Origin of the sequence: Streptomyces sp. NPDC046985 (genome assembly GCF_040644415.1) — a bacterium.
GTDB lineage: Bacteria > Actinomycetota > Actinomycetes > Streptomycetales > Streptomycetaceae > Streptomyces.
This window is the reverse complement of record NZ_JBEYWK010000010.1, coordinates 217,953-233,311: the sequence shown is the minus strand read 5'-3', so window position 1 is coordinate 233,311 and position 15,359 is coordinate 217,953. Positions and strand designations below refer to the sequence as shown.

The following is a 15,359-nucleotide window of genomic DNA, read 5'->3' as shown; positions in this document are numbered from 1 at the left end:
CCTTTGCACACGCGGGAGCTCGGAGCACCGGGCTGAGAGGGCGCTGACCTTCGCCAACGCGATGTTTCACGTGGAACGTTAGCCGTTCCCCGCGAGACGTCGACGGACGGGAATCGCTGCGCCGACCGCCGAACCTGTTACCGGGTAATGCCGGCGTAGGGAGTAGGTCTCATGACCAACGAGGACGCACGCACGCCTGCCTCCACGCAGACGTCCAACGATGAGGAGCAGAGCGCCCCGCACGGGCGGGCCGGGAGGTCCGTCGGCTGGCACAAGGCGTACGCCGAGGGCTCGCGCCCCGACCTGCGGGTGCCGGTCCGTCAGGTGCACCTGACCAACGGGAAGTCGGTCACGCTGTACGACACCTCGGGCCCGTACACCGATCCGCTCGTCGACACCGACGTCCGCAGGGGCCTGGCGCCGCTGCGGGAGAGCTGGATCACCGCCCGCGGCGACACCGAGGAGTACGCGGGCCGTCCCGTCCGCCCCGAGGACGACGGGATCAAGCACACCTCTCCGCGCGGCGGGCTGCGCAATCTCGACGCGGTCTTCCCGGGCCGTCCGCGCCAGCCCCGCCGGAGCCGCGACGGCCGAGCGGTCACACAGCTCGCCTACGCCCGACGCGGGGAGATCACACCGGAGATGGAGTTCGTCGCGCTCCGGGAGAACGTGGCGCCCGACGTCGTCCGCGAGGAGATCGCCGCGGGCCGCGCCGTCCTGCCGGCCAACGTCAACCACCCGGAGATCGAGCCGATGATCATCGGCAAGCGGTTCCTGGTGAAGGTCAACGCCAACATCGGCAATTCGGCGGTGACGTCCTCCATCGAGGAGGAGGTCGAGAAGATGACCTGGGCGACCCGCTGGGGCGCCGACACGGTCATGGACCTGTCCACCGGCCGCAACATCCACACCACCCGCGAGTGGGTGCTGCGCAACTCCCCCGTGCCGATCGGCACGGTCCCGCTCTACCAGGCCCTGGAGAAGGTCGACGGCCGGGCCGAGGAACTGACCTGGGAGATCTACAAGGACACGGTCGTCGAGCAGGCCGAGCAGGGCGTGGACTACATGACGGTGCACGCCGGTGTGCGCCTGGCGTACGTGCCGCTCACCGCGCACCGCAAGACCGGCATCGTCTCGCGCGGCGGCTCGATCATGGCCGCCTGGTGCCTGGCGCACCACCAGGAGTCGTTCCTCTACGAGCACTTCGAGGAACTGTGCGAGATCCTCGCGGCCTACGACGTCACGTACTCCCTCGGGGACGGTCTGCGGCCGGGCTCGATCGCCGACGCCAACGACGAGGCGCAGTTCGCGGAGTTGCGCACACTCGGGGAACTCAACGCCGTCGCCAGGCGTTTCCACGTACAGACGATGATCGAGGGTCCGGGCCATGTCCCGATGCACAAGATCAAGGAGAACATCGACCTTCAGCAGGAGATCTGCGATGAAGCCCCGTTCTATACGCTCGGCCCGCTGACCACGGACGTCGCGCCCGCGTACGACCACATCACCTCCGGCATCGGCGCCGCGATGATCGCCTGGTGGGGCACGGCCATGCTCTGCTACGTGACGCCCAAGGAGCACCTGGGTCTGCCCGACCGCGACGACGTCAAGACCGGCGTCATCACCTACAAGATCGCGGCGCACGCGGCAGACCTGGCCAAGGGCCACCCGGGCGCGCAGGAGTGGGACGACGCGCTGTCCGACGCCCGTTTCGAGTTCCGGTGGGAGGACCAGTTCAACCTGGCCCTCGACCCGGACACGGCACGGGAGTTCCACGACGAGACGCTTCCGGCGGAACCCGCCAAGACGGCCCACTTCTGCTCCATGTGCGGGCCGAAGTTCTGCTCGATGAAGATCAGCCAGGACATCGCGGAGCGGTTCGGCGGCGACGCGGGGAAGGGGGCCACGGCCGAGGAGGTCGCGGAGGGGATGCTGCGGAAGTCGAAGGAGTTCGCGGAGGCGGGGAACCGGGTCTACCTGCCGATCACGGAGTGAGGGCGTGGCGAGGGCGGCGCCGATGCGCTGCCCTCGTGCGTCGGCGCGTCACGCCGGGCTGAAGCGCTCCTGGTTCTGGGCCTCCGGCGCGGGGCTCCGACGGCTTTCTGCGGGGGCGGGAGGCCGTGGGATCGGTTGTGCCCGGCGCGCCGCCGTCCGACGTGCCCACCGTCAGGAGCAGCGCCGGGGACAGCGCACAGCCGAGGACCCACCCAGGGCGCCGCCTCACGAGGAGACCTCGCCGTCCTCTCGGCCGGTCTCCGAGGCGGTTCGGCGCGTGTCCGTCCCCAGGTCTCCCACACCCTCCTGAGCGAGACGTGGGGGAGCCGCGGCGATGACGTCCGGCTGCTCGTCGTCGCTCAGGCCGACTCGCCGCCTGGGCTTCCTTCGGTTCGCCGCCTGGACCTCGTTCGGATCGCAGCTCGGATCGCGCTCGTACCGCCGCCAGGATCGCGGGACCGGACCGGACCGCGGGACGGGGCCGCCGCCGGGCGGCGCGGCGGCTCGCGCCGCCCACCACGGGCGCGACCGGCGCGGCTTCCCGTGCCGTCTCGGGTGCCGGTCACTTCGGGCGTTGCTCGGGTCCGCCGAACTCCGGGCTGGTGAAGTCGGGGCTGGTGAAGCTCGGACGGGCGTGGGAGGCGCCGTCGTCGGGGCTGCTGAACCCGGGCGCGTCGTAGCCGAGGTGCGGGATGCGGCCGCTCGGCTCCGCGGGCTCGGTGCGGCGCAGCGCGGCCCGGTCGGGGGCGGCCAGGGCCTCGCGGAAGAACGGCAGGATGCCGCGTTCGAGCAGTGCCTTGTGCCAGGCGTCCCGCGTCCGGGTCAGCTCCGCGTTGAGGGCGCCGTAGCGGCCGGTCTCCGGCGAGGGGCGGTTGCGCAGGGCGGTGAGCAGCAGTCCCGTGCCCGCGACCAGGATCGCCGCGGCGGTCACCACGCCGAACACCCAGCCCGCGGTGACCATGGTCTGGCCGAAGGCGCGCGCCGGGTTCAGCATCTTCAGCAGGTACCCGACGAGCAGGAAGAGGGCCGCCGCGATGCCGGCGAGGACGGGGGCGAGGACCGCGACGACGGCCCCGGCGCCCGCGCCGGCGGTCCCGGTGACCTCTCCCACGGCGGCGGCGAGCCCGGACACGGCGCCGCCCGTCTCGCCGGCTTCCTGCCCCCCGATGCCGGGCTCGCCGGACTCGGGTTCGCGGACGGCGGGCGGTGCCGGGCGGCGCATCTCCTGGCGGACCGCGACGTAGCGGTGGTACTCGGTCGCCGCCGACGCGGTGATCAGGGCGGTGGCGTTGAGCGCCATGGTGCGAAGCTGCTCGGCGCTGAGCCGCTGTCCCACCGCGGCGAGTTCCGGGCGCAGTGGGGCGGAGCGCAGCGCCTCATCGAGGATCCGCTCGTAATCCTGGCGGTCCTCGCTCATCAGGTGCTGCGGAACGCTGTTCATGTGCATCCCCCGATGCTCCGTAGGGCTGGGGGCTCGCATGGCGGCGAGCCGTCGGGCAGAAACGGAGGGGAGTCTGCTACGGATACGCCGATGGTAGAGCCGCGACGGCGCGCGGTGACAGGGGGTTTCCACAAATTGCGGGCCGATCGGCGCGGGCGCCCGGCGCCGCCGTCGGTGGACCGAACGGTCAGGCTTCCAGCGGCAGTTGCCGGACCAGCAGCTTTCCGGACATGGTCACGCCGCCGTCCATCGCGATGGCCAGCCCGTCCGCGTAGACGTGCGGTCCCTCGACCACGGGGCCCGCGCTGTCGTCGCCGTCCTCGGAGCCCACTTCGCCCAGCAGGTAGGGAATCGGGCTGTGGCCGTGAACGACACGGGCGCCGCCGTACGTATCCAGCAGGGAGCGCACGGCGTCGGCGCCGCCCTCGTCGCGGAAGGAGAAGCGCTTGGTGAACTTGCGGAACAGATCCCAGCACTCGTCCGCGTCGTTGCGGGTGAGCGTTTCGCGGACGGTGTCGTTGACGGCCTCGATCGAGTCGCCGTAGTCGAGGTAGGCGGTGGTGTCGGAGTGCAGGAGCAGGTAGCCGTCCACCTCCTCGACCGCGTCGAGGCGGGCCATCCACTGGAGATGGTGGTCCTGGAGGCGTTCCATGTCGGCCTTCTGGCCGCCGTTCAGCAGCCAGGCCGCCTGGAAGGTGGCGGTGCCCGCGCCGGAGTTGACCGGCGTGTCGCCGAACCGCCTGGCCCCCAGGAGCAGCAGTTCGTGATTGCCCATCAGGGCCTTGCAGTAGCCGCCGGCCGCGGCGGCCTCGGCGGACAGCCGCATCACGAGGTCGATGACGCCGATGCCGTCCGGGCCGCGGTCGGTGAAGTCGCCGAGGAACCACAGCCGGGCGGGGCCCGCGCACCACTGGCCGGCGGCGTCGATCAGGCCCTGCTCCCGGAGCGCGGCGAGCAGTTCGTCGAGGTAGCCGTGCACGTCGCCGACGACGTACAGGGGGCCTTGTCCGGTGACGGCCTGCCCGGCCGCGGCGGCGTCGGGGTCCACGGGGAGCTGCGTCGTGGCGCCGCGGCTGATGACGGGGAGGTCGCGCTCGGTGGGCGTGTACGCCTCCGGGCAGTCCTCCTCGGCGGACGCCGGGCGGCTCTCCTCGGCGGGCCTGAGCGCGTCGGCGGGATGCGTGCCGTGGGGGTCCGGACCGGTCCCGTTCACGTACGCGGGCACCCGGAAGTCGCGCAGCGTCGCCGTCCGCTCCGCCGTGGGTCCCTGACCGGCCCCCTGAGTCATCGACCCCTCCACCATCGCGCCGCGTCTGCACCGCTTCGGACTGCCTGGTCGCAGCGGCCCGCGGTGTCGTGCGCCCATCATAGGAATGCGGATCGCGCCATGTGATGACCCAGGGGTGGTGAATCGGAGCGCGACTCAGGTTCCTCGCGGCTTTCGCCCCGAATGGGGGTCTTCGGCGGCGCCGCGACCGGCTGCCTCGTTCTCTCCCCCGGCGCGCCGCCGCACGCGGCCCGCCGCGACGGCACACGATCCCGTGCCTCGGCGCCGCATGTCCCCGCGCCGCGACCACGCCTACCCGAGCCGGCCGCCCGTGGCGCCGCGGAGTGTCCCGCCACGCCACAGCGCGCTGCGGCGGTCCTGCCGCGCGCCACCGCCGAGCCGCCCGGCCGCCCGCCGTTGAGCCGCCCGCCCCGCCCGCCCTACCGCTCCTCCGCCGTACGCGGCGGGCTGACGGTCGTGCGCGGCGGGCGCCGCTGGGAGGAGGTCCGCACGATCAGCTCGGTCGGGACGACCTGCTGCACCGGCTGATCGGACTGGACGCCCTCGATGGCGTCGATGAGGAGCTGGACCACCGCCGTGCCGATGCGGCGCGGCTTGAGCGACAGCGTGGTGACGGGCGGCTCGGTGTTGGCGTACACCGTGGACTCGCTACAGCAGACCAGCAGCAGGTCGTCGGGGACCCGCAGGCCGTAGCGGCGGGCGGCGGCGAGCAGATCGGTGCCGTTGGGGTCGAAGAGCCCGTAGACGGCGTCCGGGCGGTCGGGGCGGGCCAGCAGGCGGTCGGCGGCGACGGCGCCCGCGCACGGGTCGTGCGCCGGGTACGCCTCGTAGACCGGGTCCTGGCCGACGCGCTCGCACCAGCGCAGGTAGGCGGTCGTCGACAGGTGGGTGTACGTGTCCGTGGTGGTGCCGGTGAGCAGGCCGATGCGGCGGGCGCCGGCCTCGGCGAGGTGGTCGAGGATGTCCATGACGGCGGCCTCGTGGTCGTTGTCGACCCAGGCGGTGACCGGGAGCGTGCCCGCCGGGCGGCCGTCGCTGACCACGGGTAAGCCCTGGCGGACCAGCTCGCTGACGACCGGGTCCTGGTCGGAGGGGTCGATGACGACCGTGCCGTCCAGAGCGACGTTCGACCACACGTCGTGGCGGGAGGTCGCGGGCAGGATGACGAGGGCGTAGCCGCGGGCGAGCGCGGCGGAGGTGGCGGCCCGCGCCATCTCGGCGAAGTACGCGAACTCGGTGAAGGTGAAAGGTTCATCCCCGTACGTCGTCACGGTCAGGCCGATCAGGCCCGACTTTCCGGTACGGAGGGTGCGGGCGGCGGCCGACGGGCGGTATCCCAGCCGGTCGGCGACCTCGCGGACGTGCTGCCGGGTGGCGTCTGGGAGCCGGCCCTTGCCGTTGAGCGCGTCGGACACGGTCGTGATGGAGACCCCGGCGGCGGCGGCCACGTCTCTGATGCCCGCCCGGCCCGGTCGACTGCCTCGACGTGAGGTTTCCGCGCGGCTCACCTGATGCTTCCCTGCTGCTGTCATGGCGAGCCGATAGTAGGGCTCAGGCGACGGGGTAGTGCGGACGCATATGCACGCCCTGACAGGCACGTTTCTGCAAGGTCGCAGCCTGCCGCGTACCGTGGAATCAAAGACCGTTGGCCGTCTGGACGCCATGAGATGGCGCGGTGGCGGTCATGAGCCTGTCGAGTCCCCCAGGTCTCGAAGAGGTCTCAACTCACCTGCACGGGGGACGCGCGCCACGGCGCGAACCACCGGCGCGCGGATATGCGTGAGATGCGCCCCTGATTCGCCCCGGTCGATGCGGTTTCGCTCGGCGGCGCCCGGGATGCGGGTGCGCGGCGGAAGCCTTTCGCCTCGCGCGCCGGGAGCATCTCGCCTCGGGCGCCGGAAGCATCTCGCCTCGGTGTCGCAAGGCTCTCGCCCCTCTACGCAGGGGCGTCTAATCCTCATAGGGTATGCAGTATTGAGAAGCCGGTGGTGGTCACGAGGAGGACTGCGGTGAGCGAGACGAGCCCCAAGCTGCGCGCCGAGCTGGCGGGTATCCCCACCTACAAGCCGGGCAAGCCCGCGGCGGCGGCCAGCGGACCGGCGGCGTACAAGCTGTCCTCCAACGAGAACCCGTATCCGCCGCTGCCCGGCGTCATGGCGACGGTGGCGGCGGCGGCCGGCGCCCTGAACCGGTACCCGGACATGGCGTGCTCCGCCCTGATCGACGAGCTGGCCGAGCGCTTCGGCGTGCCGGCCGCGCACGTGGCCACCGGCACCGGCTCCGTCGGCGTGGCCCAGCAGCTCATCCAGGCCACCAGCGGCCCCGGCGACGAGGTCGTCTACGCCTGGCGCTCCTTCGAGGCCTATCCGATCATCACGCAGATCAGCGGGGCGACCTCGGTGCAGGTGCCGCTGACCCCGGGCGACGTGCACGACCTGGACGCCATGGCGGACGCGATCACCGACCGCACGCGTCTGGTCTTCGTCTGCAACCCCAACAACCCGACCGGCACGGTGGTGCGGCGCCGGGAGCTGGAGCGCTTCCTCGACCGGGTGCCCGGGGACGTCCTGGTGGTGCTCGACGAGGCCTACCGCGAGTTCATCCGCGACCCCGAGGTGCCGGACGGAGTGGCGCTGTACCGGGAGCGGCCCAACGTGTGCGTGCTGCGCACCTTCTCCAAGGCGTACGGCCTGGCCGGGCTGCGGGTGGGCTTCGCCATCGCCCATGAGCCGGTGGCGGCCGCGCTGCGCAAGACGGCGGTGCCCTTCGGCGTGAGCCAGCTCGCGCAGGAGGCGGCGATCGCCTCGCTGCGCGCCGAGGACGAGCTGCTGGGCCGGGTCGGCTCGCTGGTGTGCGAACGCACGCGCGTGGTCGACGGGCTGCGCGCGCAGGGCTGGACGGTGCCCGAGACGCACGCCAACTTCGTGTGGCTGCGGCTGGGGGAGCGGACGGCCGCCTTCGCCCACGCGTGCGAGCAGGCGGGCGTGGTCGTCCGGCCGTTCCCGGGCGAGGGTGTGCGGGTGACTGTCGGGGAGCTTGAGGCGAACGATCTCTTCCTGAAGGCGGCGGAGGCGTTCCGCCGGGAAGGCTGAGCGGCTCTCCAGGTTGAGCAGCTCTCCCTGCTGTTCGGGGCCTGCCCGGCGGATCACAGCCGTGGGGCAGGCCCTCGGTGTTCCCCAGGCCGAAGGCCGCGGTGCTCAGCCAGGGGGCGGGCCGGGCCGGGCCGGGTTCTCGGCCGTGGGTCGCGGTGAGGCGTGCCGCGGGGCCGTTTGCTCTTAAGGGATCGACGTCACACAGAGAAGCGGGCCCCCGGCGCCTGACTGTGCGGAGGGGTGCGTCATACTGGCTTGTGAATGTGAACGCATTCACAAGCGCGTCCGGTAGGTGTGTTGTCGTGCAGGACACATCGGCAAACCCACCGCTGCGGGCGCGCCGACGTAAGGAGAGTGAGGACGTGGACCTCGCATGGGCGCCGGAGACGCTGGCGCGCTGGCAGTTCGGCATCACGACCGTCTACCACTTCCTGTTCGTTCCCCTGACGATCTCCCTGGCGGCCCTGACGGCCGGGTTGCAGACCGCGTGGGTGCGCACGGACAAGGAGAGGTACCTCCGGGCGACCAAGTTCTGGGGGAAGCTCTTCCTGATCAACATAGCCATGGGCGTGGTCACCGGCATCGTGCAGGAGTTCCAGTTCGGCATGAACTGGTCGGACTACGCGCGCTTCGTCGGAGACGTCTTCGGCGCCCCGCTCGCCTTCGAGGCCCTGATCGCGTTCTTCTTCGAGTCCACCTTCATCGGACTGTGGATCTTCGGCTGGGACAAGCTCCCCCGGAGGATCCACCTGGCCTGCATATGGATGGTGTCGATCGGCACCGTCCTGTCCGCCTACTTCATCCTCGCGGCCAACTCGTGGATGCAGCACCCCGTCGGCTACCGGATGGACAAGGTCCGGGGCCGCGCCCAGCTCACCGACTTCTGGGCCGTGCTGACCCAGAACACCGCGCTCGCCCAGGCGTTTCACACCCTCGCGGCGTCCTTCCTGACCGGCGGCGCCTTCGTGGTCGGCGTCGCGGCCTTCCACCTCTTCCGCAAGAGGCACGTGACCGTCATGAAGACCTCGCTGCGGATGGGCCTGATCACCGTCGCCATCGCCGGCCTGTTCACCGCGGTGAGCGGCGACACGCTCGGCAAGGTCATGTTCAGGCAGCAGCCGATGAAGATGGCCGCCGCCGAGGCGCTGTGGAACGGCCAGAAGTCCGCGCCGTTCTCGATCTTCGCGTACGGCGACGTCAGCAAGGGGCACAACAGCGTCGAACTGTCGGTCCCGGGAGTGCTCTCGTTCCTCGCCGACGACGACGTCCACTCCTACGTCCCCGGCATCAACGACACCAACCGCGCCGAGCAGCAGAAGTACGGCCCCGGCGACTACCGGCCCATCATCCCGGTCACCTTCTGGGCGTTCCGCTGGATGATCGGCTTCGGCATGGCCTCGTTCGCCGTCGGCATGGCCGGCCTCTGGCTGACCCGCAAGAAGTTCCTGCTGCCCCAGCACCTGCGCGTGGGCGAGGACGAGGTCCCGCACCTGGTGCTCTTCAGGAACAAGGCGCTCAGCCCCCGGCTCGGCGGGCTGTACTGGCTCGTCGCGATCTGGACCCTGGCCTTCCCGCTGATCGCCGACTCCTGGGGCTGGATCTTCACCGAGACGGGCCGCCAGCCGTGGGTCGTCTACGGCGTCCTGCAGACCCGGCACGCGGTCTCCCCCGGCGTCTCCCAGGCCGAGGTCGCCCTCTCCATGAGCGTCTTCACGCTGCTCTACGCCGTCCTCGCCGTCGTCGAGGTGAAGCTGCTCGCGAAGTACGTCAAGGCCGGGCCGCCCGAGCTGACCGAGGCCGACCTCGCCCCGCCCACCAGGATCGGCGGCGACACCCATGACGCCGACCGGCCGATGGCCTTCTCCTACTAGGCCGAGGGAGTCACCGTCATGGCACTGCACGACGTCTGGTTCGTCCTCATCGCCGTCCTGTGGACCGGCTACTTCTTCCTGGAGGGATTCGACTTCGGGATCGGCGTCCTCACCAAGCTGCTCGCCCGCGACCGCGCGGAGAAACGGGTCCTGATCAACACCATCGGCCCGGTCTGGGACGGCAACGAGGTCTGGCTGCTCAGCGCGGCCGGTGGGACCTTCGCCGCCTTCCCCGACTGGTACGCCACGCTGTTCTCGGGCTTCTACCTGCCGCTGCTGGCCGTCCTGCTCTGCCTGATCGTGCGCGGAGTCGCGTTCGAGTACCGGGCCAAGCGACCCGAGGAGAACTGGCAGCGCCGCTGGGAGGCCGCGATCTTCTGGTCCTCGCTGATCCCCGCCTTCCTGTGGGGCGTGGTCTTCGGCGACGTCGTGCACGGCGTGCCGATCGACCGGCACATGGACTACGCCGGCGGCCTCGGCGACCTGTTCTCTCCGTACGCGCTCCTCGGCGGGCTGGTCACCCTGACGCTGTTCACCTTCCACGGGTCGGTGTTCGCGGCCCTGAAGACCGTCGGCGACATCCGGGAGCGGGCGCGTCGCACGGCCCTGCGCGTGGGGCTCGCGGCGACCGCCGTCGCGCTGGTCTTCCTACTGTGGACCCAGTCCGCCTCGGGCGACGGGTGGAGCCTGGTGGCGCTGATCGTGGCCGTCACGGCCCTGGCCGCGGCGCTGGCGGTCAACCAGGCCGGCCGGGAGGGATGGGCGTTCGCCCTGTCCGGCGTCACCATCGTGGCCGCGGTGGCGATGCTCTTCCTGTCGCTGTTCCCCGACGTCATGCCCTCCACGCTGAACGCGCACTGGAGCCTGACGGTCGCCAACGCCTCGTCCAGCCCGTACACCCTGAAGATCATGACCTGGTGTGGGGCCATCGCCACGCCGATCGTCCTGCTGTACCAGGGATGGACGTACTGGGTGTTCCGCAAGCGGATCGGCACGCAGCACCTCGCCGACGCCGTTCACTGAGTCCGACCGGGATGTGTTTCACGTGAAACACATTCCAAGGGACTGAAGGGCCTGTTTCACGTGAAACCGATCGATCCGCGTCTCCTCCGCTACGCCCAGACCACCCGGCTCTTCCTGATCGCCGTCGTCGGCCTGGGCGCCCTGGGCGCGTTCCTGGTCATCGCCCAGGCCATGCTCATCGCCGAGACGGTGGTCGGCGCGTTCCAGCACCGGATGACGGTCGCCGAACTGGGCCGTCCGCTGCTGCTGTTGGCGGCCGTGGCCGGGGGCCGGGCGCTGGTCTCCTGGCTCACTGAGCTGGCCGCCCACCGGGCGAGTGCGGCGGTGAAGTCCGAGCTGCGGGGGCGGCTGCTGGAACGAGCGGCCGCGCTCGGCCCCGGCTGGCTCAGCGGGCAGCGGACCGGCTCGCTGGTCGCGCTGGCGACCCGGGGCGTCGACGCGCTGGACGACTACTTCTCCCGCTACCTGCCCCAACTGGGCCTGGCGGTCGTGGTCCCGGCAGCGGTGCTCGCCCGGATCGTCACCGAGGACTGGGTGTCGGCGGTCCTCATCGTCGCCACCCTCCCGCTCATCCCCGTCTTCATGATCCTGATCGGCTGGGCCACGCAGTCCCGCATGGACCGTCAGTGGCGGCTGCTGTCCCGGCTGTCCGGGCACTTCCTGGACGTGGTGGCCGGGCTGCCGACCCTGAAGGTGTTCGGCCGGGCCAAGGCGCAGGCGGAGTCGATCCGCCGGATCACCGGTGAGTACCGTCAGGCGACCCTGCGCACCCTGCGCGTCGCCTTCCTGTCCTCCTTCGCGCTGGAGCTGCTGGCCACGCTGTCGGTGGCGCTGGTCGCCGTGACGATCGGCATGCGGCTCGTGCACGGGGACATGGACCTCTCCGTCGGCCTGCTCGTCCTGGTGCTCGCGCCCGAGGCGTATCTGCCGCTGCGCCAGGTGGGAGCGCAGTACCACGCGGCGGCGGAGGGGCTGGCCGCCGCCGAGGAGATCTTCACCGTGCTGGAGACGCCGGCGCCCCCGTCGGGCATGCACGCCGTTCCCGCTGGAGGGCTGGCCTTCGAGGGAGTGAGCGTCCGCTACCCGGGGCGGTCCGCCGACGCCGTGACGGACGTGTCCTTCGCCGTGCGGCCCGGGGAGACGGTCGCCCTCGTCGGCCCGAGCGGCGCGGGCAAGTCCACGCTGTTGAACGTGCTGCTGGGCTTCGTGCCGCCCGCCGTGGGCCGGGTCCTCGTCGGAGGCGCCGACCTCGCCGGCCTCGATCTGGCGCAGTGGCGCGAGCGCGTCGCCTGGGTGCCGCAGCGCCCGCACCTGTACGCCGGGACCATCGCCGAGAACGTGCGACTCGCGCGGCCCGACGCCGATCAAGCCGCCGTCCGCGCGGCCTTGGCCGACGCCGGCGCCCTGGAGTTCGTGGACGCCCTTCCGGCCGGCGTACGGACCGTGCTCGGCGAGGACGGCGCCGGGCTGTCGGCCGGGCAGCGCCAGCGGCTCGCGCTCGCCCGCGCCTTCCTCGCCGACCGCCCCGTCCTGCTGCTCGACGAGCCGACGGCCGCACTGGACGGAGCGACCGAGGCGGAGGTCGTGGAGGCGGTGCGACGGCTGTCGGCGGGGCGGACGGTGCTGCTCGTCGTGCACCGCCCGGCCCTGCTCGCGGCCGCCGACCGGGTCGTACGGCTGGACGGCGCCCCGTCCCCGGGACCGGACGCCGCCGCGACGGCCCCCCTGAACGGACGGTCGGCCCCGGCGGCGCCCGCGGCCGCCGTCCCCGTCCCGGTGGTCGGAGCGGGGCGGCGCTCCGGTCCGGCGGCGGGCGACGCGCTCGCCCGGGTCCGCGCGATGTCCGGACCCCGGCGGGGCCGACTGGCCCTCGCCCTGCTGCTCGGCAGCCTCGCCCTCGGCAGCGCCGTCGGGCTGATGGCCACCTCCGGATGGCTCATCTCGCGGGCGTCCCAGCAGCCGCCCGTGCTGTACCTGATGGTCGCCGTGACGGCGACGCGGGCCTTCGGCATCGGCCGCGCCGTGTTCCGGTACGGGGAACGGCTGGTGTCGCACGACGCGGTGCTGCGGATGCTCGCCGACACCCGGGTGGCCGTCTACCGCCGCCTGGAGCGGCTGGCGCCCGCCGGGCTGCGCCCGCTGCGCCGAGGCGACCTGCTGACGCGCCTCGTCGCCGACGTGGACGCGCTCCAGGACTACTGGCTGCGCTGGCTGCTGCCCGCCGGTGCGGCGCTGACCGTGTCCGCCGCCTCCGTCGGCTTCATGGCCTGGCTGCTCCCCGAGGCGGGTGCGGTCCTCGCCGCGGGCCTGCTCCTCGCCGGCGTCGGCGTCCCGCTGGTCACCGGCGCGGTGGCCCGGCACGCCGAGCGGCGGCTGGCGCCCGCGCGCGGAGCGCTCGCGACCCGCGTAACCGACCTGCTCACCGGGACCGCCGAGCTGACGGTCGCCGGGGCGCTGCCCTCCCGCGCCGCCGCGGCACGGCGGGCGGACGCCGTCCTCACCGGGATCGCCTCCCGCGCGGCCGCCGCCACCGCCCTCGGCGACGGTCTCACCGCGTTGATCACGGGACTGACCGTCGCCGCCGCCGCCTTCACCGGCGTCAGGGCGGTCGCCGACGGGCGCCTCGGCGGCGTCGCCATGGCCGTCGTCGTGCTCACCCCTCTGGCCGCCTTCGAGGCGGTGCTCGGCATGCCGCTCGCCGTGCGGTACCGGCAGCGGGTGCGTCGCAGCGCGGAGCGGGTGCACGAGGTGCTGGACGCCCCGGCCCCGGTCCGTGAACCGGAGCGGCCCCTCCCGGCGCCGCGCACGCCGTTCCCCCTCACCGTGAGCGGCCTGACCGCCCGGCACGCGGGACAGGACCGCGACGCGCTCACCGAGGTGGACCTGACCCTGGACCGGGGTCGCAGGGTGGCCGTGGTCGGGCCCTCCGGGTCCGGCAAGACGACCCTCGCCCAGGTGCTGCTGCGGTTCCTCGACCCCCAGGCGGGCACGTACGCGCTCGGCGGGACCGACGCCCGGGACCTGGACGGCGACGACGTACGGCGCCTCGTCGGGCTGTGCGCCCAGGACGCGCACCTCTTCGACAGCTCCATGCGGGAGAACCTGCTGCTCGCGAAGAAGGACGCGACCGAGGCCGAGCTGCGCGACGCGCTCGCCCGTGCGCGGCTGCTGAACTGGGCCGACACGCTGCCCGACGGTCTGGACACCCTGGTCGGCGAGCACGGCGCGCGGCTCTCCGGCGGTCAGCGTCAGCGGCTCGCCCTGGCCCGTGCGCTGCTCGCCAACTTCCCCGTCCTGGTGCTCGACGAGCCCGCCGAGCACCTGGACCTGCCCACCGCCGACGCGCTCACCGAGGATCTTCTGGCCGCGACCGAGGGCCGTACGACGCTGCTCATCACCCACCGCCTGGCCGGGCTGCGGGCGGTGGACGAGGTGATCGTGCTGGAGGAGGGCCGGGTGGTCCAGCGGGGCGGCTACGCCGAGCTGGCCGCCCTGCCCGGTCCGCTGCGGCGGATGGCCGAACGGGAGGCGGCGAGCGAGGCGCCGGCCGCGGCGGGGTAGGGGCACCGGACGCTTCCCTCGGCACGCGAAGCGGTTGCGTTTCAGCATGCGGAGCGCTCGTGCCTCAGCAGGCGAACCGTTTACGCACGCTCTTCCAGCAGACGGAGCGCCTAAGCGCGCTCCTCCAGCAGGCGCTCGATCACGGCCGCGACTCCGTCCTCGTTGTTGCCGTCGGTGCGGCCGGACGCGGCGGCGACGGCGTCGGGATGGGCGTTGCCCATGGCGTACGACCGCCCGGCCCAGGTGAGCATCTCCACGTCGTTCGGCATGTCGCCGAAGGCGACGACCTCCTCGTGCGAGATGCCGCGCTCCGCGCAGCACAGGGCGAGCGTGCTGGCCTTGGAGACGCCCGGTCCGCTGATCTCCAGCAGGGCGCTGGGGCTGGACCGGGTGATGGCGACGCGCTCACCGACGGCGAGGCGGGCGGCGGTGAGGAATCCGTCGGGGTCCAGCGTCGGATGGTAGGCGAGGATCTTCAGGATCGGCTGCCCGGCGGCGGCGCCCCCCGGCGCGAGCAGTTCCTCGGCGGGCGCGAGCGCGTCCGGCGCCTCCATGTGCAGCTCCGGATAGTCCGGCTCCTGGTAGAAGCCGTAGGTCTGCTCGACGGCGTACACCGTGCCCGGCGCCGCGTCGCGCACCAGCCGCACGGCGTCCAGCGCGGTCTCCCGCGCCAGGTCCCGCACCTTGACGAAGCGGTGGGCGCCGGGTCCTCCGTGCAGGTCGACGACGGCGGCGCCGTTCCCGCAGATCGCCAGGCCGTGGCCGTGCACGTGGTCGCTGACCACGTCCATCCAGCGGGCCGGACGGCCGGTGACGAAGAAGACCTCGATGCCGGCCTTCTCCGCGGCGGCCAGTGCGGCGACGGTGCGGGGCGAGACCGTCCTGTCGTCGCGCAGCAGGGTTCCGTCGAGGTCGGTGGCGATCAGCCGGGGCGGGACGATGGCGGCGCCTCCTGACGCGAGCGAGGTCGTGAGCTGGTCAGAGGCCGGGGGCTCGGGCTGTCGGGTCGCTGAGGTCACCGGGTCATTGTCCCGTATCCCCCGCACGGCCGTGCGAACGCCCGCACATCTGTGGTCCGCAAGCGCCGA

Annotated in this window: 9 protein-coding genes and 1 riboswitch; of the genes, 5 read left to right on the top strand and 4 right to left on the bottom strand. The window is 72.5% G+C overall.

Features of this window, described 5'->3' with window-relative positions; all coding sequences use genetic code 11:
• Position 1: 1 nt before the first annotated feature.
• A riboswitch (TPP riboswitch) is annotated at positions 2-179 on the top strand.
• Entirely contained in the window at positions 172-1,995 is a 1,824-nt protein-coding gene (thiC, locus tag ABZ861_RS15855; RefSeq protein WP_361629828.1) for a phosphomethylpyrimidine synthase ThiC, read from the top strand. (Overlaps the previous riboswitch by 8 nt.)
• A 562-nt stretch (positions 1,996-2,557) precedes the next feature.
• Here the strand turns inward: thiC and ABZ861_RS15850 are convergent.
• The 3 genes from ABZ861_RS15850 to ABZ861_RS15840 form a co-directional block, all read right to left on the bottom strand.
• Positions 2,558-3,442 carry a hypothetical protein gene (locus tag ABZ861_RS15850; protein ID WP_361629825.1) on the bottom strand — a complete coding sequence of 295 codons (885 nt, stop codon included), beginning with the start codon at positions 3,440-3,442 and terminating at the stop codon, positions 2,558-2,560.
• 181 nt (positions 3,443-3,623) lie between these two features.
• The gene (locus ABZ861_RS15845; protein WP_361629822.1) at positions 3,624-4,724 is read right to left on the bottom strand and encodes a metallophosphoesterase; all 1,101 of its coding nucleotides are present in this window, start codon (positions 4,722-4,724) and stop codon (positions 3,624-3,626) included.
• A gap of 419 nt (positions 4,725-5,143) precedes the next feature.
• Entirely contained in the window at positions 5,144-6,256 is a 1,113-nt protein-coding gene (locus ABZ861_RS15840) for a LacI family DNA-binding transcriptional regulator (RefSeq protein WP_361629819.1), read from the bottom strand.
• Between the two features lie 477 nt (positions 6,257-6,733).
• Here ABZ861_RS15840 and hisC point away from each other — a divergent pair, with 477 nt between their 5' ends.
• The 4 genes from hisC to cydD all read left to right on the top strand — a co-directional run bounded on the left by hisC (position 6,734) and on the right by cydD (position 14,271).
• Positions 6,734-7,816 (top strand): histidinol-phosphate transaminase, encoded by a 1,083-nt coding sequence (gene hisC, locus ABZ861_RS15835; RefSeq protein WP_361629816.1) that lies wholly within the window; start codon positions 6,734-6,736, stop codon positions 7,814-7,816.
• Between the two features lie 362 nt (positions 7,817-8,178).
• Positions 8,179-9,687: a cytochrome ubiquinol oxidase subunit I gene (locus ABZ861_RS15830; protein ID WP_361629813.1), complete on the top strand. Its 1,509-nt coding sequence runs from the start codon at positions 8,179-8,181 to the stop codon at positions 9,685-9,687.
• 18 nt (positions 9,688-9,705) lie between these two features.
• Positions 9,706-10,710, top strand: a complete 1,005-nt coding sequence (gene cydB / locus ABZ861_RS15825; RefSeq protein ID WP_361629810.1) for a cytochrome d ubiquinol oxidase subunit II — start codon at positions 9,706-9,708, stop codon at positions 10,708-10,710.
• Positions 10,711-10,770: 60 nt separating this feature from the next.
• Complete coding sequence (gene cydD, locus ABZ861_RS15820) at positions 10,771-14,271, top strand: thiol reductant ABC exporter subunit CydD (protein WP_361629807.1); 3,501 nt, start codon at positions 10,771-10,773, stop codon at positions 14,269-14,271.
• Between the two features lie 110 nt (positions 14,272-14,381).
• Here the strand turns inward: cydD and ABZ861_RS15815 are convergent, their stop codons facing one another.
• Positions 14,382-15,308, bottom strand: a complete 927-nt coding sequence (locus ABZ861_RS15815) for an HAD hydrolase family protein (protein WP_361629951.1) — start codon at positions 15,306-15,308, stop codon at positions 14,382-14,384.
• Positions 15,309-15,359: the final 51 nt, after the last annotated feature.